Annotated in this window: 23 protein-coding genes and 1 tRNA gene; 11 read left to right on the forward strand and 13 right to left on the reverse strand. The window is 59.7% G+C overall.

What is annotated here, in order from left to right; all coding sequences use genetic code 11:
* Positions 1 to 2,870 (reverse strand): GAF domain-containing protein (locus NW814_RS00460; RefSeq protein ID WP_414404775.1); only part of this gene is annotated, 2,870 nt, incomplete at its 3' end.
* 437 nt (positions 2,871 to 3,307) lie between these two features.
* Here NW814_RS00460 and NW814_RS00465 point away from each other — a divergent pair.
* Entirely contained in the window at positions 3,308 to 3,685 is a 378-nt protein-coding gene (locus NW814_RS00465; RefSeq protein ID WP_414388824.1) for a hypothetical protein, read from the forward strand.
* Positions 3,686 to 3,727: 42 nt separating this feature from the next.
* On the opposite strand, the gene NW814_RS00470 is transcribed toward NW814_RS00465, so the two are convergent.
* A tRNA-Leu gene (locus NW814_RS00470) sits at positions 3,728 to 3,810 on the reverse strand.
* A 121-nt stretch (positions 3,811 to 3,931) separates the two neighbouring features.
* On the opposite strand from NW814_RS00470, the gene tgt reads away from it, so the two are divergent.
* Entirely contained in the window at positions 3,932 to 5,029 is a 1,098-nt protein-coding gene (gene tgt / locus NW814_RS00475; protein WP_414404776.1) for a tRNA guanosine(34) transglycosylase Tgt, read from the forward strand.
* 291 nt (positions 5,030 to 5,320) lie between these two features.
* Here the strand turns inward: tgt and NW814_RS00480 are convergent, their stop codons facing one another.
* The 3 genes from NW814_RS00480 to NW814_RS00490 form a co-directional block, all read right to left on the reverse strand.
* The gene (locus tag NW814_RS00480) at positions 5,321 to 6,949 is read right to left on the reverse strand and encodes a hypothetical protein (RefSeq protein ID WP_414404777.1); all 1,629 of its coding nucleotides are present in this window, start codon (positions 6,947 to 6,949) and stop codon (positions 5,321 to 5,323) included.
* Positions 6,950 to 7,141: 192 nt separating this feature from the next.
* Positions 7,142 to 8,014 carry a shikimate dehydrogenase gene (locus NW814_RS00485; RefSeq protein ID WP_414394341.1) on the reverse strand — a complete coding sequence of 291 codons (873 nt, stop codon included), beginning with the start codon at positions 8,012 to 8,014 and terminating at the stop codon, positions 7,142 to 7,144.
* 40 nt (positions 8,015 to 8,054) lie between these two features.
* Complete coding sequence (locus NW814_RS00490; protein WP_414404778.1) at positions 8,055 to 8,699, reverse strand: SIMPL domain-containing protein; 645 nt, start codon at positions 8,697 to 8,699, stop codon at positions 8,055 to 8,057.
* 345 nt (positions 8,700 to 9,044) lie between these two features.
* Here NW814_RS00490 and NW814_RS00495 point away from each other — a divergent pair, with 345 nt between their 5' ends.
* Entirely contained in the window at positions 9,045 to 9,308 is a 264-nt protein-coding gene (locus NW814_RS00495; RefSeq protein ID WP_414404779.1) for a DUF4404 family protein, read from the forward strand.
* A 202-nt stretch (positions 9,309 to 9,510) separates the two neighbouring features.
* Here NW814_RS00495 and NW814_RS00500 read toward each other — a convergent pair whose 3' ends face one another.
* Together NW814_RS00500 and NW814_RS00505 are read right to left on the reverse strand one after the other, a co-directional pair.
* Positions 9,511 to 9,738, reverse strand: coding sequence for a DUF2555 domain-containing protein (locus NW814_RS00500; RefSeq protein WP_414394335.1), 228 nt, complete (start codon positions 9,736 to 9,738; stop codon positions 9,511 to 9,513).
* A 62-nt stretch (positions 9,739 to 9,800) separates the two neighbouring features.
* On the reverse strand, positions 9,801 to 10,151 hold the full coding sequence (locus NW814_RS00505) for a hypothetical protein (RefSeq protein ID WP_414394334.1): 351 nt from the start codon (positions 10,149 to 10,151) through the stop codon (positions 9,801 to 9,803).
* Positions 10,152 to 10,368: 217 nt separating this feature from the next.
* Between NW814_RS00505 and gltX the strand changes: the two genes are divergently transcribed.
* Positions 10,369 to 11,808 carry a glutamate--tRNA ligase gene (gene gltX / locus NW814_RS00510; RefSeq protein WP_414404780.1) on the forward strand — a complete coding sequence of 480 codons (1,440 nt, stop codon included), beginning with the start codon at positions 10,369 to 10,371 and terminating at the stop codon, positions 11,806 to 11,808.
* A 36-nt stretch (positions 11,809 to 11,844) separates the two neighbouring features.
* On the opposite strand, the gene def is transcribed toward gltX, so the two are convergent.
* The 4 genes from def to NW814_RS00530 form a co-directional block, all read right to left on the reverse strand.
* Entirely contained in the window at positions 11,845 to 12,396 is a 552-nt protein-coding gene (def, locus tag NW814_RS00515; protein WP_414404781.1) for a peptide deformylase, read from the reverse strand.
* 28 nt (positions 12,397 to 12,424) lie between these two features.
* A complete protein-coding gene (purF, locus tag NW814_RS00520; protein ID WP_414404782.1) occupies positions 12,425 to 13,996 on the reverse strand; it encodes an amidophosphoribosyltransferase in 1,572 nt (523 codons plus the stop codon).
* 95 nt (positions 13,997 to 14,091) lie between these two features.
* Complete coding sequence (locus NW814_RS00525; RefSeq protein WP_414404783.1) at positions 14,092 to 14,292, reverse strand: hypothetical protein; 201 nt, start codon at positions 14,290 to 14,292, stop codon at positions 14,092 to 14,094.
* A 6-nt stretch (positions 14,293 to 14,298) separates the two neighbouring features.
* Positions 14,299 to 14,721, reverse strand: a complete 423-nt coding sequence (locus tag NW814_RS00530; RefSeq protein ID WP_414404784.1) for a thiol-disulfide oxidoreductase DCC family protein — start codon at positions 14,719 to 14,721, stop codon at positions 14,299 to 14,301.
* A 355-nt stretch (positions 14,722 to 15,076) separates the two neighbouring features.
* Here NW814_RS00530 and NW814_RS00535 point away from each other — a divergent pair, with 355 nt between their 5' ends.
* Both NW814_RS00535 and NW814_RS00540 read left to right on the forward strand, forming a co-directional pair.
* The gene (locus NW814_RS00535; protein WP_414404785.1) at positions 15,077 to 16,159 is read left to right on the forward strand and encodes a glycosyltransferase family 4 protein; all 1,083 of its coding nucleotides are present in this window, start codon (positions 15,077 to 15,079) and stop codon (positions 16,157 to 16,159) included.
* Positions 16,160 to 16,217: 58 nt separating this feature from the next.
* On the forward strand, positions 16,218 to 18,383 hold the full coding sequence (locus NW814_RS00540; RefSeq protein ID WP_414404786.1) for a glycogen debranching N-terminal domain-containing protein: 2,166 nt from the start codon (positions 16,218 to 16,220) through the stop codon (positions 18,381 to 18,383).
* Between the two features lie 8 nt (positions 18,384 to 18,391).
* Here the strand turns inward: NW814_RS00540 and ispF are convergent, their stop codons facing one another.
* Both ispF and NW814_RS00550 read right to left on the reverse strand, forming a co-directional pair.
* Positions 18,392 to 18,865, reverse strand: a complete 474-nt coding sequence (ispF, locus tag NW814_RS00545; RefSeq protein WP_414404951.1) for a 2-C-methyl-D-erythritol 2,4-cyclodiphosphate synthase — start codon at positions 18,863 to 18,865, stop codon at positions 18,392 to 18,394.
* Positions 18,866 to 19,229: 364 nt separating this feature from the next.
* On the reverse strand, positions 19,230 to 19,523 hold the full coding sequence (locus NW814_RS00550) for a TIGR02450 family Trp-rich protein (RefSeq protein ID WP_414404787.1): 294 nt from the start codon (positions 19,521 to 19,523) through the stop codon (positions 19,230 to 19,232).
* Between the two features lie 107 nt (positions 19,524 to 19,630).
* Between NW814_RS00550 and NW814_RS00555 the strand changes: the two genes are divergently transcribed.
* The 5 genes from NW814_RS00555 (at position 19,631) to NW814_RS00575 (ending at position 25,367) form a co-directional block, all read left to right on the forward strand.
* Positions 19,631 to 20,038 carry a hypothetical protein gene (locus NW814_RS00555; protein ID WP_414394318.1) on the forward strand — a complete coding sequence of 136 codons (408 nt, stop codon included), beginning with the start codon at positions 19,631 to 19,633 and terminating at the stop codon, positions 20,036 to 20,038.
* Positions 20,039 to 20,131: 93 nt separating this feature from the next.
* On the forward strand, positions 20,132 to 21,484 hold the full coding sequence (locus NW814_RS00560; RefSeq protein ID WP_414404788.1) for a TldD/PmbA family protein: 1,353 nt from the start codon (positions 20,132 to 20,134) through the stop codon (positions 21,482 to 21,484).
* Positions 21,485 to 21,630: 146 nt separating this feature from the next.
* Entirely contained in the window at positions 21,631 to 23,100 is a 1,470-nt protein-coding gene (locus tag NW814_RS00565) for a glutamate-cysteine ligase family protein (RefSeq protein WP_414404789.1), read from the forward strand.
* 190 nt (positions 23,101 to 23,290) lie between these two features.
* A complete protein-coding gene (locus tag NW814_RS00570) occupies positions 23,291 to 24,319 on the forward strand; it encodes a M14 family metallopeptidase (protein ID WP_414404790.1) in 1,029 nt (342 codons plus the stop codon).
* A gap of 277 nt (positions 24,320 to 24,596) precedes the next feature.
* Positions 24,597 to 25,367, forward strand: a complete 771-nt coding sequence (locus NW814_RS00575) for a hypothetical protein (RefSeq protein WP_414404791.1) — start codon at positions 24,597 to 24,599, stop codon at positions 25,365 to 25,367.
* Positions 25,368 to 25,369: the final 2 nt, after the last annotated feature.

The following is a 25,369-nucleotide window of genomic DNA, read 5'->3' on the forward strand; positions in this document are numbered from 1 at the left end:
TAGCGCGGCACTTCCGGCGGCATGAGCACTGCCAGCTCCAGGCCCTTGGCGTGGGCAGTGGAAGCAAACAGATCCGCCACCTCTTCTAGACACGAGCGGAGATCAAAATCCAGGATCTCCAGCTCCATTTCCCCGGCCTCCAATTTGGAGAAGTCCAGGATGTCGTTGATGAGGGTGAGCAGCGCATCGCCGCTGACGCGGATAGTCTCCACAAAATCCCGCTGCTCTGGGGTAAGGGGCGTCTCCAGCAACAGACCCGTCATCCCCAACACCGCGTTCATGGGAGTACGGATCTCGTGGCTCATGGTGGCCAAGAAGCTGCTCTTGGCCTGGGCAGCTTGCTCTGCCGCTTTGCGGGCTTGTTCCAGCTCGAGGCTGCGCTTTCTCTCCCGCTCCAAAAGGGCTGCTTGGGTGAGGGCAATGCCGATTTGGTTGGCCAGTTGCGATAGCAGCTCAATCTCAAACGGCTGCCACTGGCGGGGTGCCGAGCACTGGTGAGCCAGCAACAGCCCCCACAGCCGCTGCTCCATCAATAGGGGCACCACCAGGTTGGCCTTGACCTGCATTTTTCGCAGCAGCTCCAGGTAACAGGGCTCCAGCCCTTCGGTCTCCACGTTGCTGACGGCGCAAACCCGGCCCTGGCTGTAGAGCTGGGCGTACTTTTCCTGAAAACAGGGATCCTCGATCACCTCTCCCATCAAGGAGGGGATCCCCGGCTGAGTTTTCTCGTTGGAGATGATCCCGGATCCATCCGGCTGGAAGTGATAGACCAAAACGCGATCTGCCTTGAGCAGGGCTTGGATCTCCGTCACTGCCGTTTCCAGGATCTCGGCAATATCCAAAGATTGGCGGATCTTTAAGCTAAGATCGGCCAGGAGTTGAGCCCGCCGGCTCTGGCGCTCCAGCTCTTCGGCAGCTTTTTTGCGCTCGGTGATGTTGCGGAAGATGCCCCGCGTGGCGACCATCACCCCATCTTCAAAGCGGCAGTTGACATTGCCCTCCACCCAGACCGTTTCCCCGTTAGCAGTTACAAAGGCCGCCTCGACGTTTTCCAATAGCTCTCCTGCCATGAGCCTTTGAAAAAGCATCTGGCAGTGTTGCCGATAGTCGGGGTGGATGATGTCGAAAACCCTCATTTGCTGGATTTGAGTTTCGTCGTAGCCCAGGGTTTCTTTCCAGGCGCGGTTGACATACAAAAAGCGCCCTTCGGCATCCACGCTCTGGATGAGGTCGCTGGCATTTTCAAAGAGATCCCGGTAGCGCTCTTCGCTTTCTTTCAGGGCCAGCTCTGCCAGCTTGCGGTCGGTGATGTCGAGACCGGTGCCTATGACAAACTCCACCTTGCCATCGGCGCTGACCAGGGCAGTGTTGGTCCAAGCAATCAGCCGCAAGGCCCCCTGCTTGGTGCGCCAGAAGTTTTCATGGCGGTTCAAGAATAGGGAGGGATTGCCCCTGAGCTGTTCAAAAGCCTGCTTTACACCAGGCACATCCTCCGCTGGGATCAAACCCAAATCCCACAGCAGCCGGTTCTTAACTTCTGCCAGCGAGTAGCCAGAGAGTTGCTCGGCGGCCCGGTTAAAGCGCAGGATGCGCCCTTCCGGATCCATGACCACCACCAGCGCCCCTGCCGTATCGATAACCGCGTTGGTAAAATCTCGCTCTTGCTTGAGGGATCGTTCTGCCTCTTCTCGCTCGGCAGTCTCCCGGCGGATGAGGAAGTAAACGGCGCTCAGAACCAGGTAAGTGAAAATCAGCCCCCCCAGGGCAACAAGATTGGTTCTCACCCAGGTTAACTGCAGTTCCTGATTGCGTTGCTCCAGAAGGCGATTCTCCTCCTGCTGCAGCACCCGAATCAACTCGACAATTTGCTCCGTTAACCTTGGCCCTTCGCTGCTTTCTAGAGCTTCCTGAACGGCAGGTAGCCCCTCTTGCTCCCTCAGCCGGATCAAATCCTGGAAAACCCTCAGCCGTTGCTCCAGCAGCAGCTCTAGGCGCTCCAGGCGCTCTTGCTGCAGGGGGTTGTCAGCAGTGAGCTCTTTCAACAAGCGCAGATGGGTGGAGGTGGCTTCAAGGCTGGCTTGGTACTCACTGAGATAGCGAGGATTATTGGTCAGAAGATAACCATATTGACCGGCCTCGGCGGCTCCGGTTTCCGCCAACAATCCCTCCAAGCTTTGGATTGCTTTCAGAGTGTGGGCCACTCGGCTTGTCAGTTGCGGCAGTTGAGAGGCATTCCGCTGAGCTGAGTAGGTGATCCCGCCCAAAAGCAAGGCAGCCAGGCCAAAACCGGCGGTAACTTTGAGGAGAAAGCGGTTTTTGCGGGCAGGTTTAGTATCCCCCGACTTAGGCAGCAGAGGCGTCTGAGCCAGTTCCCTCAAGCTACGGCGCAGCTCCAACTGAGCTACTACCTGATGGGCCAGAGCCTTGAGCTGCTCCAATTGCTCCGGGCTAAGCTGCCGAGGCTGATAATCGATAACGCAAAGCGTGCCTAAGGCTTGCCCTTCTGGAGTTACCAGAGGGATGCCAGCATAGAAGCGGATGTGGGGCTCTTGCGTAACAAGCGGGTTGTCGGCAAAGCGCGGATCCTGGGTAGCATCGGGCACCACCAGCGGCTCTTGGGGAGACAAGATGGCGTGGGCGCAGAAGGCCACATCCCGGGGAGTCTCCTGCACATCGACGCCGAATTTGGCTTTAAACCACTGGCGGTGTTCGTCGACAAGGCTGACCAGGGCAATGGGCGTGCCGCAGATGTAGGCGGCAAGGCGGACGATCTCGTCAAAGGCAGTTTCAGGTGCCGTATCGAGAATCTGGTACTGCCGCAGGGCAGCCAGCCGCTCTTTTTCGTTGGGAGGGAGGGGGGCTTTGGGCATAGGCCAGGAAGGGTTCCGATCCACCGATCTCGGAGGTCGATAGTCTCAAGGTAAAAGAGGTAACCCCAGCATAACCTCCAAGCCTCTCCACCGGAAGCTACAGGGATCCGCTCTCCAAGCCCGCTTCCTGCTGGATGAGCTGTCTGCATTCTCGCCCTGCTCAGCAGCTCCGTCAGACGAGGCAAAATTACAGGCCCAGACCTGACCTATCCAGATCCGCTGTAGGCAGAAGAGAAAAAAGCTGGTCGGATCTCAGTCTCGACATTCGTACTGGTGTCAAAGCCAGGGAAGATTGATACAATAAACTCCAATCTATGGTGTTAGTTAAGATGACCAGGCTATTTCCTATCGTTCGTATGGGAACTTCAGGTTGAAACTTTTTAACAAAGGGCCTAGCATGATACCACAAGCTCGGCAAAAGGAGAATAGATTTAGCTATGCAAAAGCTCCAAGATAGCCTGGTAAAGGCCTTGAGCATTGATGGTGCCTTGGGGGTAGCACTGGGGGATTGGAAAACCGGGATGTGCCTGGGATACAAGGGTACCAACAGCCCTGCCTTTCCCGAAGCTAATCTAGAGCTGGCTGTTGCCGGAAACACAGAGGTGATCCGCGCTAAGATGCGAGTTGCGGAGTCCCTTGGATTCACTGACAGAATTGAAGAGATACTTATCATTCTGGAAACTCAGTACCACCTGATGTATCTACTCAGGAATATACCTGGCTTGTTTTTCTATCTGGCCCTGGATCGAGAGAAAGGAAACCTGGCCCTTGCCCGTATTAAGCTGGCTCAAATTGAAAAGGAGCTGACTCTGTAAGAGGAAGTAGAGGTGAAGCCAGAGATCTTAGCTGTACTTAGATGCGGAACCGGGGACTTGAACCCCGATGGCATTGCTGCCACTAGAACCTGAATCTAGCGCGTCTACCATTCCGCCAGTTCCGCAGCGATCTATAAGTCTGCCCAAGAAAAGGGATCCCTGTCAAGGGCAGAGGCAGGTTCTGCAAAGGGATCCTACTCTTATGCTAAGCTCGGCTGCGCACGCAATGGATCCAGAGCGCTAACTTTGGCGGCTTTTACTTTTGTTTGCGAGGGCACCTGCCCCAACACACAGGCGCGGGCGGGATATTTCATCACCCCCCACGGCGAAATTCCCACCCCTTGCTTCATGCCGGTGGGAACTCTGGCCAACGTGAAGACCCTCACCCCGGCTCAGCTCAAGGAAACCGGTGCCCCCATCCTTCTCTGCAACACCTACCACCTCCACCTGCAGCCTGGCGAGAGCATCATCCAAGAAGCAGGGGGGCTACACCACTTTATGGGCTGGCCGGGCCCCATCCTCACCGACTCGGGGGGTTTCCAGGTCTTCAGCCTCAGCGCCATTCGCAAAATTGACGAGGAAGGGGTGACCTTCCGCTCCCCCTACGACGGGCGTCTGGTTCGCTTTACCCCTGAGCTTGCCATTCAAATCCAAAATGCCTTGGGCGCGGACATCATCATGGCTTTTGATGAGTGTCCCCCCTACCCTGCTAGTCCAGAAGCGGTAGCTGCAGCGGTGCGGCGAACCAATCAGTGGCTGAAGCGCTGTGTAGAGGCCCATCGCCGTTCAGATCAAGCCTTGTTTGGCATTGTCCAGGGAGGGGTTTACCCAGAGCTGCGCCACCAGGCGGTGGAAGAGGTCTGTCGGTTGGATCTGCCGGGGTATGCCATTGGCGGGGTGAGTGTAGGAGAGCCAGTGGAGCTGATGCACGCCGTGGTGCGGCAAACAGCCCCTCTACTGCCGGCAGATCGCCCTCGCTACCTTATGGGGGTGGGCACCTATGCTGAGATACGGGCCGCAGTGGCTGCTGGAGTGGATTTGTTTGACTGCGTGATCCCCACCCGTTATGCTCGCCATGGTACGGTAATCAGCCGGGGCAAACGCTGGAACATCAAGAATGCCGAACACCGCCGCAGCCTAGATCCCATTGATCCCGACTGTCCCTGCTACACCTGCCGCCACTTTAGCCGCGCCTACCTGTGTCACCTCATCCGCGCAGGGGAGCTCCTGGGCTACACTCTGCTTTCTATCCACAACATCACTGAGCTAGTGCGCTACATGCAGAAAATGCGCCAGGCCATCCTGGAAGGTAAGTTTCACGAAAATTGGGATCCCTGGAGCTAAGCCGGCCAGAAGTCTCTACCTTGTTTTCAAAGCCCACCGCGGACCTAATCGCCGGCACACCCTGTGCAGGACAGCGTTGTGTCTGCGGCTCAGGCTTTAATGGACTACGCCGAGCGCTACGCTCTGGTCCTAATCTCAACTTTGTAGCTCTGCGCCTATCTTCCGCAGCTGCCTGCCTGCTACTTTGCTCACGGCTCTACGACGCCGCTGCCGAGGCCGAGCTTCTGGAGCAGTTGCAGCAAGTGGTTGAGTCGAGGATTTAGACAGCAGCCTCCTAGATTGGTACGGGCGTTAAAGCTGGCAGGCACGGCGGCTGCGCTCTAGCTCCGGCTCGATCCAGGAGAGGGAGAAGTGACTCACACAGGACAACTGCGGGAAGCGGCGGGCCAGGGCTGCCATCTGGGTTTCTAGACTGGGGCGGTTTCGCTGCGCTTGTCCCCACAGCCCAGCAATAGCGGGACAAACAAAGGTTTGGGGAGAAGCTACAGCCAAAACTCGCTCCACTTGCTTGACCACACAAGAGCTGTCCTCGCACTTGGCATAGGCCATGGGGTGCCATTCCATGTTTGGATCAAAGCGATCCCAAGGCTGGAGGCGAGCATCAAACCCCTCCCCTACCTTCAGGTTGCCATCGGGGAAAAAGACAGCCCCGCTTGGAATTCCCCTTTTCCAGACGAGCTGGGCAGCTTGTCGAAGGTAATCGAGCACCCCCTGGCGAGCGAACTCAACGCTGAGCTCCCAGAGCTGCTGCTGCCAGCGTACTTGGCGAACGGCGGCAGGAGGGGTGGGCGTGGGAGAAGGAGTGGGAGCCGCCAACTTTTCTAAACTGCTCCTCCCTGAATGGGCAGGGGTGGAATGCTGCTCTCCCTGCCAATTCTTGCTTGCTGTGCTCCGGGTAACCCAGGTCGATAGCTCTGGAGAAAATACCCATTCCTCAGTCGCGCTGGGCCTGGGATCCCCTGGCCGACGCCACTTCGGCTCTTCAGAATAGGTGGCATCCAGGTGGAGAACATCCGCTACGGTAATGTAGCCCTGCCTTAGGTAACGCTCCAGCAAGGCTCGCCCCGCTGGGTTTTCTGCCAAGTCCAGGTAGGCCTGTCGGGCCCCCTCCCCGTGGATCCACAGATCCCGGACGTTAGTGGCTAGGCTTGAGGCCCCCGAGCCGCGGGGATAGCGAATGTAGTCGAAGAGGATTCCGTCCGGCTGCCGCTGCAAGATCCGGCGGATGAGCTCGGCAAGATCCCGTCGCGCCAGGGGGTGAAAGGGATCCACAAACACTTCATCGGGGCTACCCAAATCTTCGGGGAGGGCTGCTGCCGGATCCAAGAGGGTAGCAAGGCCACGACCGTTGCGGGCCAAGACGGACTGGCGATCCGGGCGCTGACCGTAGCTGTAGCCGAAATTGAGGGAAGACACCCACGCATAAGCCGAAAGCCCCCGCCGTCGCGCCGCCTTGAGAGCCAAGTCCAGCAAATCGGCAGTGGGCTGCAGGCTGGGCCAGATCCCTCCTGCCCCATCCGGCAAGATGGAGCGGCCGTCGTGCAGGGTCTCGATAAAGACGCGGTTGTAGCCTAGGTTCACCACTTGGTCGAACACCTGATCCAGCACGCCCGGATTGGCATCACAAGGATGCAGGCGCACCCAAATGGCCTGGACTTGCGGCCAACGGCGGCTGCGGCAGGCGAGCAAGGCAGCGCGATGTTCGGCTAAAACTTGGGTGTATTCGGCCCAAGCCGCATCCGACTGGGCAGCCCGCTGGCGCAGTTGAGCCTTGCGCGCCACTTCCTCCGGTGGCTGGCGGCAGTAGGCGTCAAGCCGAAAAGCCAGGGGAGATCCCCCTGGGAAAGAGAAATGGCCTGGCCACTGGAATTCGGCTTGGGCAGCACTCCTGGGCCCCAGCAGTATCAGGGCGCCAAGCACACCTGCCAGCCAGGGGATTCCGGGTGTTTTCCACTGCTGCCTTGGCAACCCCAACACCCTTAACTCCTACAGAAGCCTTAGCCCCGTCTCTCCTTAGAGATCGGCAAACCAAAGGCAATTGTTCCCGCCTAGCCAAGCCAAAGGACAACACCGCCAGAACTCGATATCCCCCGACTTCCGCATCTTCTGGGGTCAAGACTCAATTCGGTACTTAGCCAACTGCTGTCGAGCTGCCTGCCGCATTACCTCCACCGGCACAGGCTTGCCCCCCAGCCAGAGGGAGAGAGCTTTGGCCCCCTGGTGAACCAGCATCTCCAGACCACTGATGGGGGTGTGGCCCAGCTCAGCCGCCATGCGCAGCAGCGGCGTGGGATCCGGTACATAGATGAGGTCATAAACAACGGCGCCGGCAGGCAATAGGGCCAGTTGTTCCGAGCTAAGAGGGGAAAGTTCAGTAGCAGAGCCCGGCTTCTGCATGCCCACGGGGGTAGTGTTGACCACAAGGCGAGTTTCGGGCAAGCGGCGATCCAGCTCGGCCCAGCTTAGCGTCTCCAGCTGCGGCCAGGTTTGCTGCAGGGCCTGTAACTTCTCAAGGGATCGCCCAGCCACCCGCACTGGCCCCAGCCCCAACTCCAAACAGCCCTGGATGGCCGCCCGCGCCGCCCCGCCAGATCCCAGGATTAGGACAGGGATCCCTTTCTCTAAACCCAGCAAAGGTTGAACAAAGCCGTCGATGTCGGTGTTGGTGCCACCCCAGCCTCCCTCGGGCAAGGCGTAGACGGTGTTCACCGCTCCCACCGCTGCCGCCCGCGTTTCCACCTGGCTAAGCAAAGGCAGAATGGCCTGCTTGTGAGGAATCGTTACGTTAAACCCCCGCACCCCGATGGCTGCAAGCCCTGCCACCGCCACCGCCAAGCGCTCTGCCTTCACGGGAAAGGGCACATAGCAGTAGTCTTCTCCCATGGCCGCCAAAGCGGCGTTGTGCATCGCCGGGGAGAGGCTATGGGCTACCGGATCCCCAACTAGGCCCAGCAACTGCGTGCTTCCCGAAATGCGTCTTTCCACCCCCACTCCTCCAGGGATTCAAGTCTGGGCTTTTTGACGGCTAGTAGCGGATCTCAAGAGTCACTTGGGCGCGCACCGTTTGCTGTCCCCCTTCTACTGGCATGGTGGCTGCCTGGAGAGGGGCATCCTCCTCCGCTCCACCCATGCCTGGGGACGGGGGTTGGACATAGCTGTCGCTGTGAATCTGGATGCGTTCCACGGAACGGATGCTCAGGTTCAAGGCCCCCAGCACGTCACTGGCCTGGCGTCGAGCATCTTCCACAGCTTGGGTTAGGGCGCGGCTGCGTGCCTGCAACCGGGCGGCCTCATTGGCTCGGAAGCTGACCGACTCCACTTGGGTGGCTCCGGCAGCCACGGCTTCGTCCAGCACTTGTCCTGCTCGGGCTATGGGCACCTCAAATTGGAAGCTGTTTTGCCCCTGGATCCCTGTCAGGCGAGGCGGGCTCTCTCGGTAGTCGTATCGGGGATAGAGGGAAATGCCGGTGGTTTGCAGGGCGCTTACCTGCAGCTCTTTGAGGCGGTTGACCAGCCGCTCCGAACGCTCAGCCAGCTGCTGTTGGACAGATTGGGCCGTATCCCCTTGGATCACTACCCCTAGCCGGATCACCGCAATTGAGGTTTCCACGGCAACCGATCCCTGACCGGTTACAGTCAACGTTCGGGATCCTTTGTCGAGACTGGCCATCGCTCCTCCATTGCTGCCGACCACACCCCACGCTAACACGGCTAGCGCTAGCCCAAGAGCTAGCCAAGGCGCCCACTTCCTTTTCCAGCTGTTGCCCCCCTTCATTTCTTTCACCCCCCAGGAGTTCACCCCCAGCTTACTCCCACCGCTCCTCTAGCCGGTCGGACAAAAGCCCCAACCATCGGTTCCCTCACCTCACCCAGACGGTGCGTTCTTGCCCCATCCCCTATCGGCCCAGAGCAGCAGAAGCCAGGTTGCTGCCTATCTTAGCTGAGGGCGCTTCCACCTCTGAGATTCTCGGGCAAGCCGTATGATTTGATTAGGGCAAGGTGGTGGGACTCGAGAATGGCCGAATCAAGACTGCGCAAGCTGCTGCATGATCTTGATGTTGAGCTGCAAAAGGCCTCTGGCTTGGAGGAAAAGCAACGGCAGCAAATTGCCGCCATCTGTCAGGAAGTGGAAGCGCTCCTGGCCGAGATGGGAAGCCAACAAGACCGAGGGCTAAAGGATCGCCTGGAAGAAGCACTGGCCTTGTTTGAAACCTCTCACCCCAACCTCACCCTGATCCTGGAGCAGCTGATCGACACGCTGGCAGGGATGGGTTTGTAGCTCCGAAAGGCAGTGAACAACCGGAGCCAAGGCTGCTTGGATTCGGGTAGAAAAACTGCTGGCCTGGACGCCCGAGCAGAGTGCCGCCAATAGCCGCAAGATCCAAGACCTTCAAGAAAGCCATTCCAAGCTGGCCAAATTGGACCCACCCCGACTAGGCCCACCTGGTCAAGCAGGCTGAAGGAGAAACTCAGAGGCAGCTCTAATCTTCATCCACTTCTCCCCACTCCAACAAGTGGGCATAAGGAGCCACCAGCTTGGGAGAGTAAAAAGCAACGGCCTGCAGTAGGCGCCAGTCTTCCAGGCAGTCGAAGAGGTTAGGGTACTCATTGCGCTCCAGCCGCTCTGCAATAGCTGCCACATCAGCTGCAGTGAATTGGCGGGGATCCACACCCTTAGAAGGGGCTTTCACCTTGGGTTGGGCAGGCATAGGCAGCTAGAAACGCTACCAGCCAATCTTAGCCTCTCCTGGTTTCCCACTCCTCGGCTTGCCTAGCGGAGGATCTCAGCGTCCAAAACAGGCTCTGTCTGGGTGACGCGGTAATAGCCGGCCTGAGTACGAACTGAGGCTTGATAGGGGCTAGGCAAATCCAAAGAGCGCAAGGGCGGGATGTTAGTGCGCTGGTTTAGCAAGGCGGTGAAGAAGGCAGTGACTCGCTTGGCCTGGGAGCGCACCACCTCTTCAGGGAAAGCCACTGGATCCACCTCCCTGCCCTTATCCAACAGAATCTCATCCAAGGTATTCCCCACCGGGTAAGAAGGATAGGCAATTTGGCCAAAGACACCCCTTGCCGGGATCCCGGCGGCTAAACACCCTAGAACCATCGCCAAGGCTAGACGCATGTTCCGTAATTCCCTTTACGCTACAGCTTGTTCCTCAACACGGGAAGATCTGGGCGCTGCCCATCAACCTTTACCCCCGGGGAGCTTACCGCTTGACTGGCAGCTAAGGCGGATTCTACCCAAACTGCTTCGATTGGCAACCGCATACGGATTCCAACATGACAAGGGATCCCAATGCTGACTAGGATCGGGATGCCCTCTTTAGGAAGCGTTGCCTGTGAGTGTTCGCGTTCGCCTTGCCCCCAGCCCAACTGGCAACTTGCACATTGGCACAGCCCGGACAGCAGTGTTCAACTGGCTCTATGCCCGCCGCCATGGTGGCCAGTTCATCCTGCGCATCGAAGACACTGACCGCGAGCGCTCTTCCCCCCGCTACACCCGTAATATCCTCGCGGGGCTGGCCTGGCTGGGGCTGGACTGGGACGAAGGGCCTGTTTACCAGTCCAACCGCATGGCGCGCTACCGGGAAGTGGTGCAGCAGCTTCTGGATCGGGGGCTGGCCTACCGCTGCTATGTCACTGAGGAGGAGCTGGAAGCCATGCGGGCTGCCCAAAAGGCCGCTGGCAAAGCCCCCCGCTACGACAACCGCCACCGTTTCCTCACCGAGGAGCAGCGACGGGCCTACGAAGCTGAGGGGCGGCAGCCGGTGATCCGGTTTAAGATTGAGGAGCCGATGGAGGTCTCGTGGGTGGATCTCATCCGCGGCCCCATTACCTGGAACACCCAGGACTTGGGTGGGGACATGGTCATCGCGCGGGCGGATGGCTACCCTCTCTACAACTTGGCAGTGGTGGTAGACGATATTGACATGGGCATCACCCACGTCATCCGTGGCGAAGACCACATTGGCAACACGCCCAAGCAGATCTTGCTCTACCGGGCGCTGGGGTATGAACCGCCGCAGTTTGCCCATTCCCCCCTGATCCTAAACCAAGAAGGGAAGAAGCTCTCCAAGCGGGATGGAGCCACTTCGGTAACCGAGTTTCAGCAAATGGGCTTTCTGCCCGAGGCCCTCAAAAACTACCTGGCTTTGCTGAGTTGGTCTCCCCCAGATGGGGAAGAAATTTTCTCGTTGGAAAAAGCAGCTACCCTGTTTGACTTTGACCGAGTCAACCGGGCTGCTGCCCGTTTTGACTGGGACAAGCTGAACTGGCTCAACAGCCAGTACATCAAGCGGCTTTCGCCAGTGGAGCTGGTGGAGCGGCTTACCCCCTTTTGGCAGGCGGCGGGGTTTGACCTGGGATCGGTGCCCGATTCCAGTTGGCTAGAGGATGTGGCTCGCCTAGTGGCTGACGGCATCGACCGCCTGGCGGAGGCCCCTCCCCTAAGTCGCTTTTTATTCGTAGAGCCCCTTAGCTACAGCTTGCCTGCGCTGGAACAGTTGCGCTTGCCGGGAGTGGCAGAGGCAATGGCAGCCATGGCATCTGCGTTGGCTGCTGCCGAGCTGCCTCAGCCAGTTACTGCTGAGAGCCTGCAGCCACTGGTGGACCAGGTGGCCCAAAGCCAGGGGATGAAAAAGGGCTTGCTCATGAAAAGTTTGCGGGCGGCCTTGACCGGCGAGCTGCAGGGGCCGGATTTACTGACCTCTTTTGCCCTGTTGCACCGGCGAGGCTGGGCCTTGGGGCGGCTGCAGGCAGTGCAGAAGGTGGTGGGCTGACTAGGACGCTGACTGCTCTGCCTTTGCAGGCTTTTGTCAGGGTGGCAATTGTTGCTCTTCTGTGCCACCGGCCAAGCTGTGGATCTGGGCCTGGTACTCAGCTTCCGTCAGCAGTTGCTGCGGCTGCCGATCCAGGAACAACCGGCCCAAGAGGTGATCGTACTCGTGCTGGAAAACCCGTGCTGGGAAGTCCTGCCAAGTCACTCTCTGCCGGACACCTTCTGGGGTGTAGTACTCCACCTCCACCTCGCGGGCACGGGCCACTAGGCCACGGCAGTTGGGCACGCTCAAGCAGCCCTCCCACCCCAGCACCTGCTCGTCGCTCAAGGCCAAGGGGCGGGGGTTGAGCATCACCAGCGGCTCCATCTGGGGAGCGTCGGGATAGCGAGGGTTGGGACGGGAGGCCACAATGATGACCTGGAGGGGGGATCCCACCTGAGGGGCCGCCAAGCCCACCCCCTGGGCTTCTTTCAAAGTGGCAAGCATTTCTTCAATGAGGTTTTGCAAAGCCGGCGTTCCAAACTCAGTGACCGGCTCAGCTACTTGAGTCAGGATGGGATCCCCCAGTTGGCGCAGGCGCAAGGTCATGTTCCCTCCGCAGGCTCTCCAGCATTGGCTAGCGATCTTTGCGGCTGGCTGCTGTCTCCAGAGCGAGCTTGGAGCGCTTTAGCCCCTCTGGGACAGGAATGGGGTAGTGGCCGGTAAAGCAGGCAGAGCAAAAAGAATTGGGGTCCTGGCCTGTAGCCGCCAGCATGCCTTCCCAGCTCAAGTAGGCCAAAGAGTCCACCCCGATTTTCTCAGCAATTTCTGCCACCGAATACCTAGCGGCAATCAACTGGTCTTGGCTGTCCGTGTCGATGCCGTAGAAGCAGGGATGGGTAACCGGCGGACTGGAGATGCGCATGTGAACTTCGGTGGCCCCCGCCTGGCGCAGGGCCTTGACGATTTTCTGGCTGGTGGTGCCGCGCACAATCGAGTCGTCCACAATAACAATTCGCTTCCCCCGCAGCACATCTTCCAGGGGGTTGAGCTTCATGCGAATGCCCCGCTCCCGCATCGACTGGGTAGGCTGAATGAAGGTGCGGCCCACATAGCGGTTTTTAATCAGCCCCTCGGTGTAGGGGATCCCTGTCTGGCGGGCATAGCCAATGGCTGCCGGGGTGCCGGAATCGGGCACCGCGATCACCCAGTCGGCCTCTGCCGGAGCTTCCCTGGCCAGTTGTTCTCCCAGCCGCACCCGGTAGGAGTAGAGGCTTTCCCCATGCATGCAACTATCGGGGCGGGCAAAGTAGATCATCTCGAAGATGCACAGTTTAGGGTTGGCCTCCGCCCAGCGCACCGATTGCAGCCCCTGCCGGTCAATCCACACCAGCTCCCCCGGCTCCACGTGGCGCAGGTAATCGGCTCCGATGATATCCAGAGCACAGGTCTCGGAGGCTAAGACATAGTGTAACCGTGGGGCTTCGGGGCAATGAGGGCCGCCCACCATCTGGGGCTGCAGCAGCTCCTGCCTGGTGGGGTTGCGGCTCAAAAACCCCAACACCAGCGGGCGCACGCCGTAGGGATCCCGCGCTCCAATCAGCCCTTCGGGGGTGCCGATGACCAGGCTAAAAGCCCCACGGCAGCGGCGCAGAGCCCGACAGGTGGCTTCTACCCACCCTTGGCCCTGATTGACCGCCTGGGCAATGGCGTGGGCAATGCACTCCGAGTCAGTGCTGCCGGTGAGGTGGCGGTCGGCAGCTTCCAGTTCTCTGCGCAGCTCTTCGGCATTGACCAAATTGCCGTTGTGGGCCAAAGCCAGCGGCCCCAGGCGGCTTTCCACGATTACCGGCTGAGCGTTGGCCGCGCGGCTAGAGCCAGTGGTGGAGTAGCGGGTGTGGCCCACTGCCAAGTCGCCGCTGAGCTGGGCCAGGTTTACCTCGTCGAAAACTTGGGAAACTAGGCCCATCGCCTTGTGTACTCGGCAAAAAGCTCCTTCAAAAGTGGCGATCCCCGCCGATTCTTGGCCACGGTGCTGCAGGGCAAACAGCCCAAAGTAGGCTAGTCTGGCCACCTCCTCCCCAGGGGCCAAAATGCCAAATACTCCACAGGCCTCCTTGGGCTCCTCCTGGCTGTTCCAAAAGCCGGCAGGCCAGTTCTGCTCCTCTCCCCCCGCTGGAGATGGTCTTGCCCCCGCTTTTGCTGCCATGGATCCTCATCTTGCCGGTTGTACCTACCAGTCTAGCCTGAGCCCAGCCACTTCCCCCTCGACTGCGCCGGGATGAGCAGGTCACTGCCAAGTTGCTATAGGTCTTTCAGAGCGGAAGAGGGGCTATCGACTTCAATGGGGCCTAGCCCTCTCTTTTGAGCCAGGGTTTGCAGCTCTTGAACCAACCGTTGATCCTGGGAGGCGGTTCGAGCTCCCGACTCAGCAGCCCATGCCTTCAAGTCTTGAATTTGGTCGCGGGCAATGGCGGCTAGAGGAACCGTTTGCTGAATGGCCACCAAGTATTATGGGTTGTCAGCCAAGGGATCCCGGCAGGAAACACAAGCAGGGTAGACAGATAGGTATGGGGTGTTACGGCGGCCAAACCACTCGTAGCGGTGATCCCGGATCTGTTCGTAGCCTCGATCCCCTAGAAGCTTCAAGCCAGGAAAGTTGCGGTACAGAGCCAGCCACAGCTCCCCACCCGGCAAAAGGGCGGCAATTTGTTCAATGGCAGCGGATCCCTGCCAGCGGCGCTCTGGGTGCTCCAGATCGATGAGAATCATCCCCAGCTCCACCTGCTCCGGTGGGATCCCCCATTGGGCTAGGGTAGAAGCATCTTGCATGGGGGCATAGCAAAACTGCCGTCCGCGATCCAGTTGCTCCAAGAGCTGAACGCCGGTGGCACAGAGGTTGCAGAGGCCGTCGTAGATAACCATGTAGGGCATGGTGGGATCCCTCAGGCGGGCTGACCCAAAATTCGGGCTTGGTACTCTGCCTCTGTTTGCCGCGGCAGAAATAGCCGGCCCATGAGGCGATTGTATTCGTGCTGGAAATCGGCTAGGCTTGGAGGATGGGCTATTTTCTCACCAGCCAACGCAACAAAGCCATCCAGCTAGCCCATAGGCTGGATCTAGCTGGCTCCCTCTTTTTTTATCATCCGGCTTTAGCCAAGGGGTTGTAAGAAAATCCTGCAACCAGCTGTAACAGGGCTGGGCTGCCGGGGTCAGCACCTGGGAAGCGCCTTTAGCTCGGCGCAACCAACAATCCCGAACGGCTACCAATTGGGTTTGGAGGATAACGATGCGCATTGCCCAAATTGCCCCCTTGCACGAAAGTGTACCCCCCAAGCTCTACGGCGGCACCGAGCGGGTGGTCTCGTGGTTAACTGAAGAGCTAGTGCGGCGCGGGCACGAGGTGACTCTATTTGCTAGCGGCGACTCTCAGACCCAGGCTCGCTTGATCCCTTTCCAGGAGCGGGCTTTGCGCTTGGATCCCACGGCCATTGATACGGTGGCTCCCCACATCTTGATGGTGGAGAAGGCCTTTCAGATGGCCAACGAGTTTGACATTATCCATGGCCACATCGACTACTATCCCTACGCCCTGGCCCGCCGCCACCCTCAAGTTTCTTTTTTGGCCACTCTACACGGGCGACTGGACATTCCGGAGCTGCAGCCTCTCTACAGCGAGTTTCAGGACATTCCGGTGGTCTCCATCTCCAATGCTCAGCGGCGGCCGTTGCCCCAGGCGCGCTGGGTAGGGACGGTCTACCATGGCTTACCCCTGGATCTCCACCGTTTCTACCCAGAAAAGGGGGATTACCTGGCCTTTCTGGGCCGGGTCTCGCCGGAAAAAGGGTTGGACACGGCCATTGAAATTGCCGCGCGGGCAGGGATGCCGCTGAAGGCTGCTATCAAGATCGACGCGGTGGATCGCCAGTACTACGAGCTAGAAATTAAGCCTCTGGCTAGCCGCCATCCCAATGTGGAGATCATTGGGGAAATCACTGACCAAGAGAAAAACGAGTTCTTGGGCAAGGCCTACGCGGTGCTGTTTCCCATCCGCTGGCCGGAGCCCTTTGGGCTGGTGATGATTGAAGCCATGGCCTGTGGCACGCCGGTGATTGCTACTCGCTTTGGCTCAGTGCCCGAGGTGATGGCCGACAGCCGCTCCGGCTTTATTGTTGACTCCGTGGAAGAGGCAGTGGAGGCCTTGGAAAAGGTGGGATCCCTTGACCGAGCTGGGGTGCGGCAGGTGTTTGAGGAGCGGTTTAGCGTCGAGAGGATGGTGTCGGAATACGAGGCTCTTTACAGCCAATTGGTGAACGAGCGGCAGGAGCGCTCGAAGAAAGCCACCCCTGGCCTGTCAACTCTGCCCAGGTAAAGCTTGAGCTAGCTGCGAGGCTGCTGTTTTGCTGCTTTGGTTGGGTGCGAAGACCGAGATGGCCGAAGACATCATCCAGATTCAGGATCAGTACTACATCCGGGCCAGCGCTTCGCTAGTGGAGGCGCGTCCCCACGTCCTCAAGCAGGACAACTGCTTTGCTGTTTTTGACCGCCTGGGAAACATGCGCCCCCTCGGCATCCGGGATCACGGCCTGTTTCGCGATGACACCCGCTTTTTATCTCGGCTGGTCTTGGACTTACAGGGGAAGCAGTTTCTGCTGCTCAGCTCAGAGGTGCGGGAAGACAGGGATATTCTGGCGGTGGATCTCACCAACCCCGAGTTCACCACCTCGGAGGGGCAGTTCATTGAACAAGAGACGCTACACGTCTTGCGCACCACTTTCTTGTGGAACAACGTGGCCTATGAGCGCATTCGCATTCACAACTACGGCTTAGAGACGCTCCGCGTGCCGCTTACCCTGCGCTTTGAGGCCGACTTTGCCGACATGTTTGAGATTCGCGGCATCCGGCGGGCGCAGCGGGGGCAACTGTTGCCGGCCCAGGTGACGCCGGAGGGGGTAACTTTGCGCTACCACGGCCTAGACGGACTGGAGCGGCAGACGCGGCTCCTATTTTCCCCTCCTCCGGACGTGGTTTCGGAAAAGCTAGCGCAGTGGTGGGTGCCGCTGGCACCTCAGGAGGAGCGGGATCTGGAAGTAAGGGTAGTCTGCAGCTATGGCGGCGAGGAGATCCCGCCCCTGACCTACCAGGAGGCGCTGCAGGCAGAACGGGAGCAGCGGGCGGCGCTAAGAGCTTTGGCCCACCGCATCGACACTGGCAACGCTCAGTTTAACGAGTGGCTCAACGCCTCGCGGGACGACCTGGTGATGATGCTGGCCCGCACTCCCTATGGGCTCTATCCCCACGCTGGCGTACCTTGGTTTGCCACAGTCTTTGGCCGCGACGCGCTGATCACTGCCCTAGCCACCCTTTGGTGGTTCCCCGATTTGGCGCGGGGAGTGCTGCTGTACCTGGCAGCCCACCAGGCCCAGGAGGTAGACCCCAGCCGCGATGCCGAGCCGGGCAAGATCTTGCACGAGCAGCGCTACAGCGAGATGGCCAAGACGCGCGAGATCCCCTTTGGCAATTATTTCGGCAGCATCGACTCAACGCCGCTGTTTGTGGTGCTAGCAGGGCGCTATGTGCGCCGCAGCGGCGACCTCGAGCTGTTGCGGCAGTTGTGGCCCAACATCGAAGCAGCCCTAAGCTGGATGGACACCTACGGGGATCTGGACGGCGACGGCTTCTTGGAGTATGCCAGCAAGGCGCGACGGGGCTTGCGCAATCAGGGCTGGAAAGATTCGGAAGACGCCATCTTCTATGCCGACGGATCCCTAGCGGAGCCACCCATAGCCCTGTGCGAGGTGCAGGGCTACGCCTACGAGGCCAAGCTGTTGGCAGCGGAGATGGCAGAGCTATTGGGGCGGCAAGAGCAGGCGGCGCAACTGCGGCAGCAAGCAGAAAAGCTGCAGCAGCAGTTTTGGGAGCAGTTTTGGTGTGAAGAGCTGGGCGGCTACGTCCTGGCTTTGGACGGGCGCAAGCAACCCTGTCGCGTGCGCAGCTCCAACATGGGCCACTGCCTGTTTTCCGGGATCGCTCACCCGCAGCATGCCGAGCGCATTGCCCGGCAACTCTTGGAGCCGGCTTTTTTTAGCGGCTGGGGGATCCGCACCCTGGCGGAAGGGGAAGGGCGCTACAATCCCATGTCCTACCACAACGGCTCCATCTGGCCCCACGACAATGCCCTGATTGCGGCAGGGCTCTCCCGCTATGGCTATAAGGCGGAGGCGGCCCAGGTGTTGACAGCCTTGTTCGATGCCAGCCAGTTTCTAGAGCTGCGGCGGCTGCCGGAGCTGTTCTGTGGCTTTCGGCGGCGCCAGCGGGAAGGCCCCACCCTTTATCCGGTGGCCTGTCTGCCCCAGTCTTGGGCGGCGGCCAGTGTGTTTTTGCTGTTGCAGGCTTGTCTGGGGCTGGAGATCGACGGGCTGGCCCAGCGGGTGCACCTGACTCAGCCCACCCTGCCCCTGTGGCTGCCCCATGTTACCCTCGAAAACATTCAGGTGGGGCGCGGATCCCTGGACATTGGCCTGTATCTCCAGGCAGGAGGGGTGGGGATCAACGTCCTGAGAAGCACAGGGGATGTGGAGTTGACGGTGAGGTAGGAATGCCCTCAGCGTTCCACCAGCAAGGCTACAGCAAAGGCAGCCATAGCCTCCCCCTGACCTACAGGACCCAGTTTTTCGTTGGTGGTGGCCTTGATCCCTACCTGCTTGGGCGATATTTGCATAGCCTCGGCTAGACGAGCCTGCATGGCAGGGATGTGAGGCTTGAGCTTGGGCTGCTCCGCTACCACGACGCTATCGACGTTGGCAATGCGCCAGCCTTCTTGGCCCACCAGCTGCACCACTTGCTGTAGTAAAAGGATGCTATCTGCCCCTTTCCAACGCTCTTCTTCAGGGGGAAAGTAGTAGCCGATATCCCGCAGGGCGGCAGCTCCCAGGAGGGCGTCCATGATGGCGTGGGTGAGGACATCGGCGTCGCTATGGCCCAATAGCCCCTTTTCGTAAGGGATCCGGATCCCGCCCAGGATCAGGGGGCGCCCCTCGACGAGGCGGTGGATGTCGTAGCCCTGGCCAATGCGCACTTTTCCGGCTCCCTTGGGAAAACCATCGAGACCCCTGTCGACCATCGCCCCCTCCGAGGAGCTAGGGGGATGGGAGTCGAGTAACCGACAAGCAGCTTTTGAGAACGCCTCTTTCTATTCTGCCGGCTCCAGAGGGGAATAGCAGATGGGACAAGACGAACCACTGTAGCAGTCGAAGCAGATGAGGTGAGACTTCCCGTAGGGATTGGCGCAGCGCTTGGCCCACTGATAATCGCTGTAGCTAAGATCTTTTCCGCAAACGTCACATCTGGCCATCTCGCTTTCTTCTCCTCAAGCTTCCGAATTAAAACACCACACTAGAGAGATGATCCTAATCGATCCCTGAGCCCCAGCTTGAGAGAAACTATCCCCCAGCCCTGTCCAGTAGGGGATCCTGCCGCCCGCAGGGAATCCCGTCTTCCAGCGGCGTCCAGCCCGGCTGCCAAAGATCCCGGTTCTTCAGGGTGGCCGCGTTGACCCAGAGGCGCACCTGGGGATCGCAGACGGCCTTGAGCTCGGCAAACACTACCCCTCCTTCCCCCTCTTGGCGAGCGGTAACCTGAAAATGTCGCCAGCCCAGCACAGGCTGAACCGAAGTCCACTTGGAGCCGAGGAGGTGGGGAAAGCGCTGCTTTCGGCGGGGTCTGCTACGGGCCATGGGTTGAGGACTGGCTGCTACCCTACCGCTGCCTGGGGGCGAGCGAGGAGCGGTAGGATGGCTAGAAGTGCTCTGGCATTCCAGCCTACCCCCTAGCCTATCCAACGATGGTGCAACATGGGCAACCGCTGTGGCTCTTTTGGCAGCAGGTGCTTCTGAAAGCGAGACTTCTATTGCTCCTCCTGGCGTGTCTGGTTTTGGGCACGGGACTGCCCTGGGTCGCGTCCAGCGCTTGGGCAGCAACTGAGCCAGGACTATCTGGCAAACTAACGGGGCCGGAGTGGCGCCAGGCCGATCCCGAAGCCAAGCAGGCGTTTTGTCGCAAAGCCTTTCAGGCGTTCCGAACCTCTCCTGCCCAGAGCTACATCATCAGCTCCAACGTGCAGGCCTTAACCCCAGAGGGCCTGTGCCGGCGCATAGACCAGTTTTACCAGTACGCCATCCACGACGAGATCCCGCTCAACCAGGCGGCCAATATCGCTCCCCTGCTTTTTTCGGATCAGCCGCTGGAGTAGGGGCCGCCGCCTGAGGGAGGGCTTGTCTCCTGCTCCTGAGCGAGATCTTGGCCCTAGGTTGATAATAGAACTGTTCTCTTGCCCCTCTCAGCCATGCCCGGCTCTGTTATTTCCCCCGAAAACTTGCTAGATCTCTGCGAACAGGGTGTGCAAAAGGCCTTGGCTGCCGGCGCTGACCAAGCCGAGGTGTTTGCCAACTCAGGCCGCGAGACGGAAGTCACTTTTGAGAAAAATGACCTCAGCCTAGTTCGCACTAGCTGTGAAACCCTGTTTGGCATTCGGGTTCTCTGCGGCGGCAGGCTGGGCTTTGCCACCTCCAACCGCCCAGAAGATCTGGCCGAAACAGCAGCTGAGGCGGTGGCCATGGCCAAGGCTTCGCCGGCGGATCCCCTCAACGGCCTGCCGGATCCCCAGCCTCTGCCCCAGGTGCCCTTTGCCCTTGACCCAGGCCTGCTGGAGCTGGATGCTGCCGAGCTGACGCAACTGGGATCCCAACTGGTGGAGTGGGTGCGCTCCAAAGACCCGCGCATCACCATCGACAGCGGCTCCTTCAGTGTGGAAGAGGATACCGTGGCCATTGCTTCTTCCACCGGCATCCGCGCCAACTACCACAGCGTTGAGGCGGGCGGATCCCTATTTGGCATGGCCATCGATGGGGATGAGGTAGGCAGCTTTGCCTACGACGGCGACAGCGTCCAGAAGCGGGCGGATCTGGTGCCGGCCCTAGAGCGAGCTTTTGATCGCTTTGTGCAAAAGTGCGTGGGGGCCCTGGGGGCTAGCAAGGGAGAGAGTTTTCGTGGCCCCATCGTCCTGCCGCCGGATGTGGTGGAGGAGTTTCTGGGAGACCTCCTCTTTGTGCTGGGGGCGGATGCAGTGCGCAAAGGCAAAAGCCCCCTGGCCCAGAAGATGGGATCCCTCATCGCCAGCCCTCTGTTGACGCTGGTTTCGGAAGGCCTGGGCTTGCCCGGCTACCCCATTGAGCCCTTTGACCGCGAGGGGATCCCCCGCCAAGTTACCCCCCTAATCCACGAAGGGATCCTCTGCAACTTCATGTACAACAGCTACGAGGGCCGGGCTGCCGGCGTTCCCTCCAATGGCCATGCCACAGGCGGAGCGGGCAGCTTGCCAGGAGTGGGGCCGGCCTGTCTGAGCTTGGCTCCAGGGACAACGCCCCTGGCGGAGTTGTACGCGATGGAGCGGGGCATCATCGTCACCCGGCTTTCTGGCAGCAGCAACCCCATCACAGGAGATTTCTCTGGGGTAGTAAAGGGGGGCTTCTTGGTCAAAGGCGGCGAAAAACGCCCCATCCTGGAGACCACCATTGCCGGCAATCTCTACGACTGTTTGCGCAATATCTCTGCCATTTCCCAGGAAGTAACGATTTTCAACGGCACAGCTGCCTTTCCTGCCCTGCGCATTGAAGATGTCTCGATAACGGCAGGATAGCTGACCAAGTAAGTGCCCTGGGATATCCAGCCAGCAACCATAGGCTAGAGCTGGCCAGGAGGCAACAGCGGTAAACTGTCCTACCCCGGGATCCCTGGCAGCAGCGATACGGTGGTCTTATTCCCAAAAGCCGCGGAGTTGTCTCGATGGGCCAGGAGATCGCCTGCCTGAGTTTTAGCGACGAAGACTTTGCCGAGTTCAAAGCTCGGCTGCAGCAAGAAACGGACTTGCTCGACCGCTGGTTGGCCGGTGCGCCGGGGCTGGATCCGGCTTGTCAGCCCTTTGCCCAGGGATCCCCGGTGGGCGGGTTTGAGCTGGAGGCATGGCTGGTCACCCCCCAGGGAGATCCGGCCCCGATAAACTCAGCCTACCTGGAAGCGGTGAACGATCCGCTGGTGGTGCCGGAACTGGCCCAGTTCAACGTGGAGATCAACAGCCGGCCCCAAGTTTTGGTCGGCTCGGCTCTGCGGCAGTTTCAGCAAGAGCTGGGCCAAACGTGGGATCGCTGTTGCCGAGTGGCCGAGCAACTGCAGGCGGGGCTGATGACGATCGGCATTTTGCCCACGCTGCAGCAGCAGCAGCTCACTTTGGAGATGATCTCGCCTCGCAAGCGCTACCTGGCCCTCAACGAGCAGATCCTGAACCTGCACCGGCGCGAGCAACCCTCCAGGATCCCGCCCCTGGGGCTGACAATCGAAGGGCCTGCCACCCTGCTGCGGGTCACCCACCCAAACGTCATGCTGGAGGCAGCCACCACCTCTTTTCAAATCCATCTGCAGGTGGCCCCCCACCAAGCGGTCCGCTACTTCAACGCTTCCCTGCTCGTGTCGGCCCCCTTGGTAGCGCTGGCGGCCAATTCTCCCTATCTGTTCGGGCACGACCTATGGGCGGAAACCCGCATCCCTGTGTTTGAGCAGGCGTTGGATGGCCCACCCCCCCTTGCCCCCACCCACCAACCTCGCGTCACCTTTGGGCAAGGCTATGTGCAAGAGTCCCTGATGGAGTTGTTCTGGGAAAATCTGCGCTGCTATCCGGTGGTGTTGCCGCAGAGGCTGGCCTCACCTCCTACTGAGCTAGCCCATCTGCGCTTGCACAACGGCACCATCTGGCGCTGGAACCGCCCTCTGGTGGGGGTGGATCCCTATCCCCATCTGCGCATTGAACAGCGGGTGGCTGCAGCAGGTCCCACTCTACCCGACATGATCGCCAATGCCGCCTTCTACTTTGGCCTGGTGCAAGCTCTGGGATCCCGACCCCTTCCCCCGGAGCAGGAGCTGAGCTTTGCCCAGTGCCGCGCCAATTTCTACGCGGCTGCCCGCTTCGGCCTCGAGGCCCCCATCACCTGGCTCAAGGGGTGGCAGGGATCCCTGCGCCAATTGCTGCTGGAAGAGCTAATTCCTTTGGCCGAGGAAGGATTGGCGCAACTGAACTTGTCCTCCCAGGATATCCAGGAGTACCTGGGCATTCTCCGTGCCCGCGTCGAGTTGGGGCAGAATGGGGCCACCTGGCAGCGGCGCTACGTGGCTCGGCATGGTAAAGATATGCAACAATTGACCTGTGCCTACTGGGAACGGCAGCGGCAAGGTCAGCCGGTACACACTTGGGATCTCGACTAGGAAAGCGCCCTCCCCGTATGGCAGGGGATCCCCCTGGGCAAGATGGATCCCTTGCCCAGCTTGGAAGGGGGGAGATGCCTTCTCCAATCAAAGGGCAGGGCGACGACCCAAGCCACCAGCACGGTAGCCAGTTGTTCATTTCTGCTCCTGAGCAGCCAAGAGTTTGCGTTGAAGTGCTTGTCCAACCCTCATGCTCACCGTTCTCGACCACCTGCCGGATCAACTCCTGGAGCTAGAGGCCCATCAACTCTACGACCGCTTGGGCGGGCCAACCCTCATCCATCTGCGGGGAAGGCGGGATCCCCCCTTGTTTGTGTCTGTCCTGCTGCACGGCAACGAAACCACTGGTTGGCAGGCAGTGCGACAGCTTCTGCGCTGCTACCGCGGGCGAGAACTGCCCCGTTCCCTGTCCCTCTTCATCGGCAATGTACGGGCTGCTCGCTATGGGCAGCGGCGCCTGGACGGCCAGCCAGACTACAACCGCATTTGGGGCCCCGGCTCCACCCCCGAGCATGCCATGGCCGAGGCGGTTTTGCGGCAGATGCGGCAACGCGGCGTCTTTGCCAGCGTTGACATCCACAACAACACGGGCACCAACCCCCATTACGCCTGTGTCAATTACCTAGATCCTTCTACCTTGCACCTGGCCACCTTGTTTGGTCGCACTGTCCTCTACTTCAGGCGGCCAGAAGGCGTGCAGAGCATGGCCTTTGGGCGCTTCTGCCCGGCAGTGACCCTGGAGTGCGGCAAGCCGGATCAGCCCTACGGCACCCAGCATGCCTACGCATTTCTGCAAGCCTGTCTTCATCTTTCGGCCATCCCGCAGCGCCCCGTCCTTAGACAAGACATCGACCTCTTTCACAGCATCGCCATTGTCAGGATCCCGGAAGAGGTGAGCTTTAGCTTTGGGGAAGAAGAGAGCAAGCCGCAGGGATCCCAGCCGCACCTGCGCTTCCCCCCCAACTTGGATCTGCTTAACTTTCGGGAGCTACCTCCCCACACCTGCATTGGATGGACCACCAACGGTTTCTACCTGGAGGTGCAAGACGAGCAAGGCCAAAATGTGGCGGAGCGCTTTTTCTATGCCCAGGATGGGGAAATTCGCACCCGTGTGCCTCTTGTGCCAGCCATGCTCACCCTCAATAGCCATATCATCCGCCAAGATTGCCTCTGCTACCTGATGGAGCGCTGCCGCACCGCTGTCGCGAACGAGGACTAGAGGGTTGAGGAGCTCCTCCAATTTCCAACGCTTGTGGACTGCCGCCCACCAGACTTGCTGCTCAACCAAGCGGACTTGATCACCGCTCTACACCCCTGATGCCCCTTGCCTGCTCGCTCCCCTGGCCTGCATTTTGAATGGGCACGCTTTTCGCTCAGAAGGAGCCGCGTCTTGAGTGGCAAGGGGTTAGACTGGGAAGCACTGGCCGTCGGCCTCAGGCGGGTGTGCCGGTCAACGCCACCTGCCCATAAGAACTTTTGGGAGGGGGTGAATGGCGATGGCTCGCAGCAAGCTGTCAAAGCAAGAACAACAGCAGATCGTCAATGCCTACCGCGACTCGGTAGCTACTGTTGCTGAACTGGCGGAGCAATTCCGCGTCAGCCTCGCCACCATCACCCGCGTTCTCAAGGAAAATATCCCTCCTGACGAGTACCAGCAGCTAATCCAGCTCAGACGCTTAGCAGCCCGCCGCAAAGACAGGGACAAGGAAGAGATGCCCCAGCCACAACAGGTTTTGTCTCCAGAGGACGCCTCTAATCAAGCGGGCGAAGGAGTAGAACTGCCCCCTGAAGCACTGCCAGCCCACCTGGTGGCTGAGCTGCAGGAAGATCTGGCTGCAGAAGAAGACGACGATGAGGCGGAAGAGGAGGAAGACACCAGTGACGATCTGCCGGAGGACGCTGAAGCAGAGCCAGATCCCCTCGCTGGGCCTGTCCATCAAATTCAGGTGCTTCCCCTGGAGGAGCTGGAGCTGCCCGAGACCTGCTACGTGGTGGTGGACCGCTACCAAGAATTGGCCACCCGCCCCCTCAAGGAATTTTTGGGGCCGGGATCCTTGGAAGGGATCGAGAATGCCAATACGCTGCCCGTTTTTGACAACCACAAGGTGGCCCGGCGCTTTTGCGAAATGAGCCGCCGAGGCAGCAACACCCACCCGCCCTACCGGGTCATCCACTTTCCCGGCTACATTCTGGAAGTTGTGCGCTCGCAGTTGCAAAAGAAAGGCATTACTCATCTGCTGGTAGATGGACAAATCTACAGCTTGTAAAG

Source organism: Synechococcus sp. R65.1 (assembly GCF_047461755.1).
GTDB lineage: Bacteria > Cyanobacteriota > Cyanobacteriia > Thermostichales > Thermostichaceae > Thermostichus.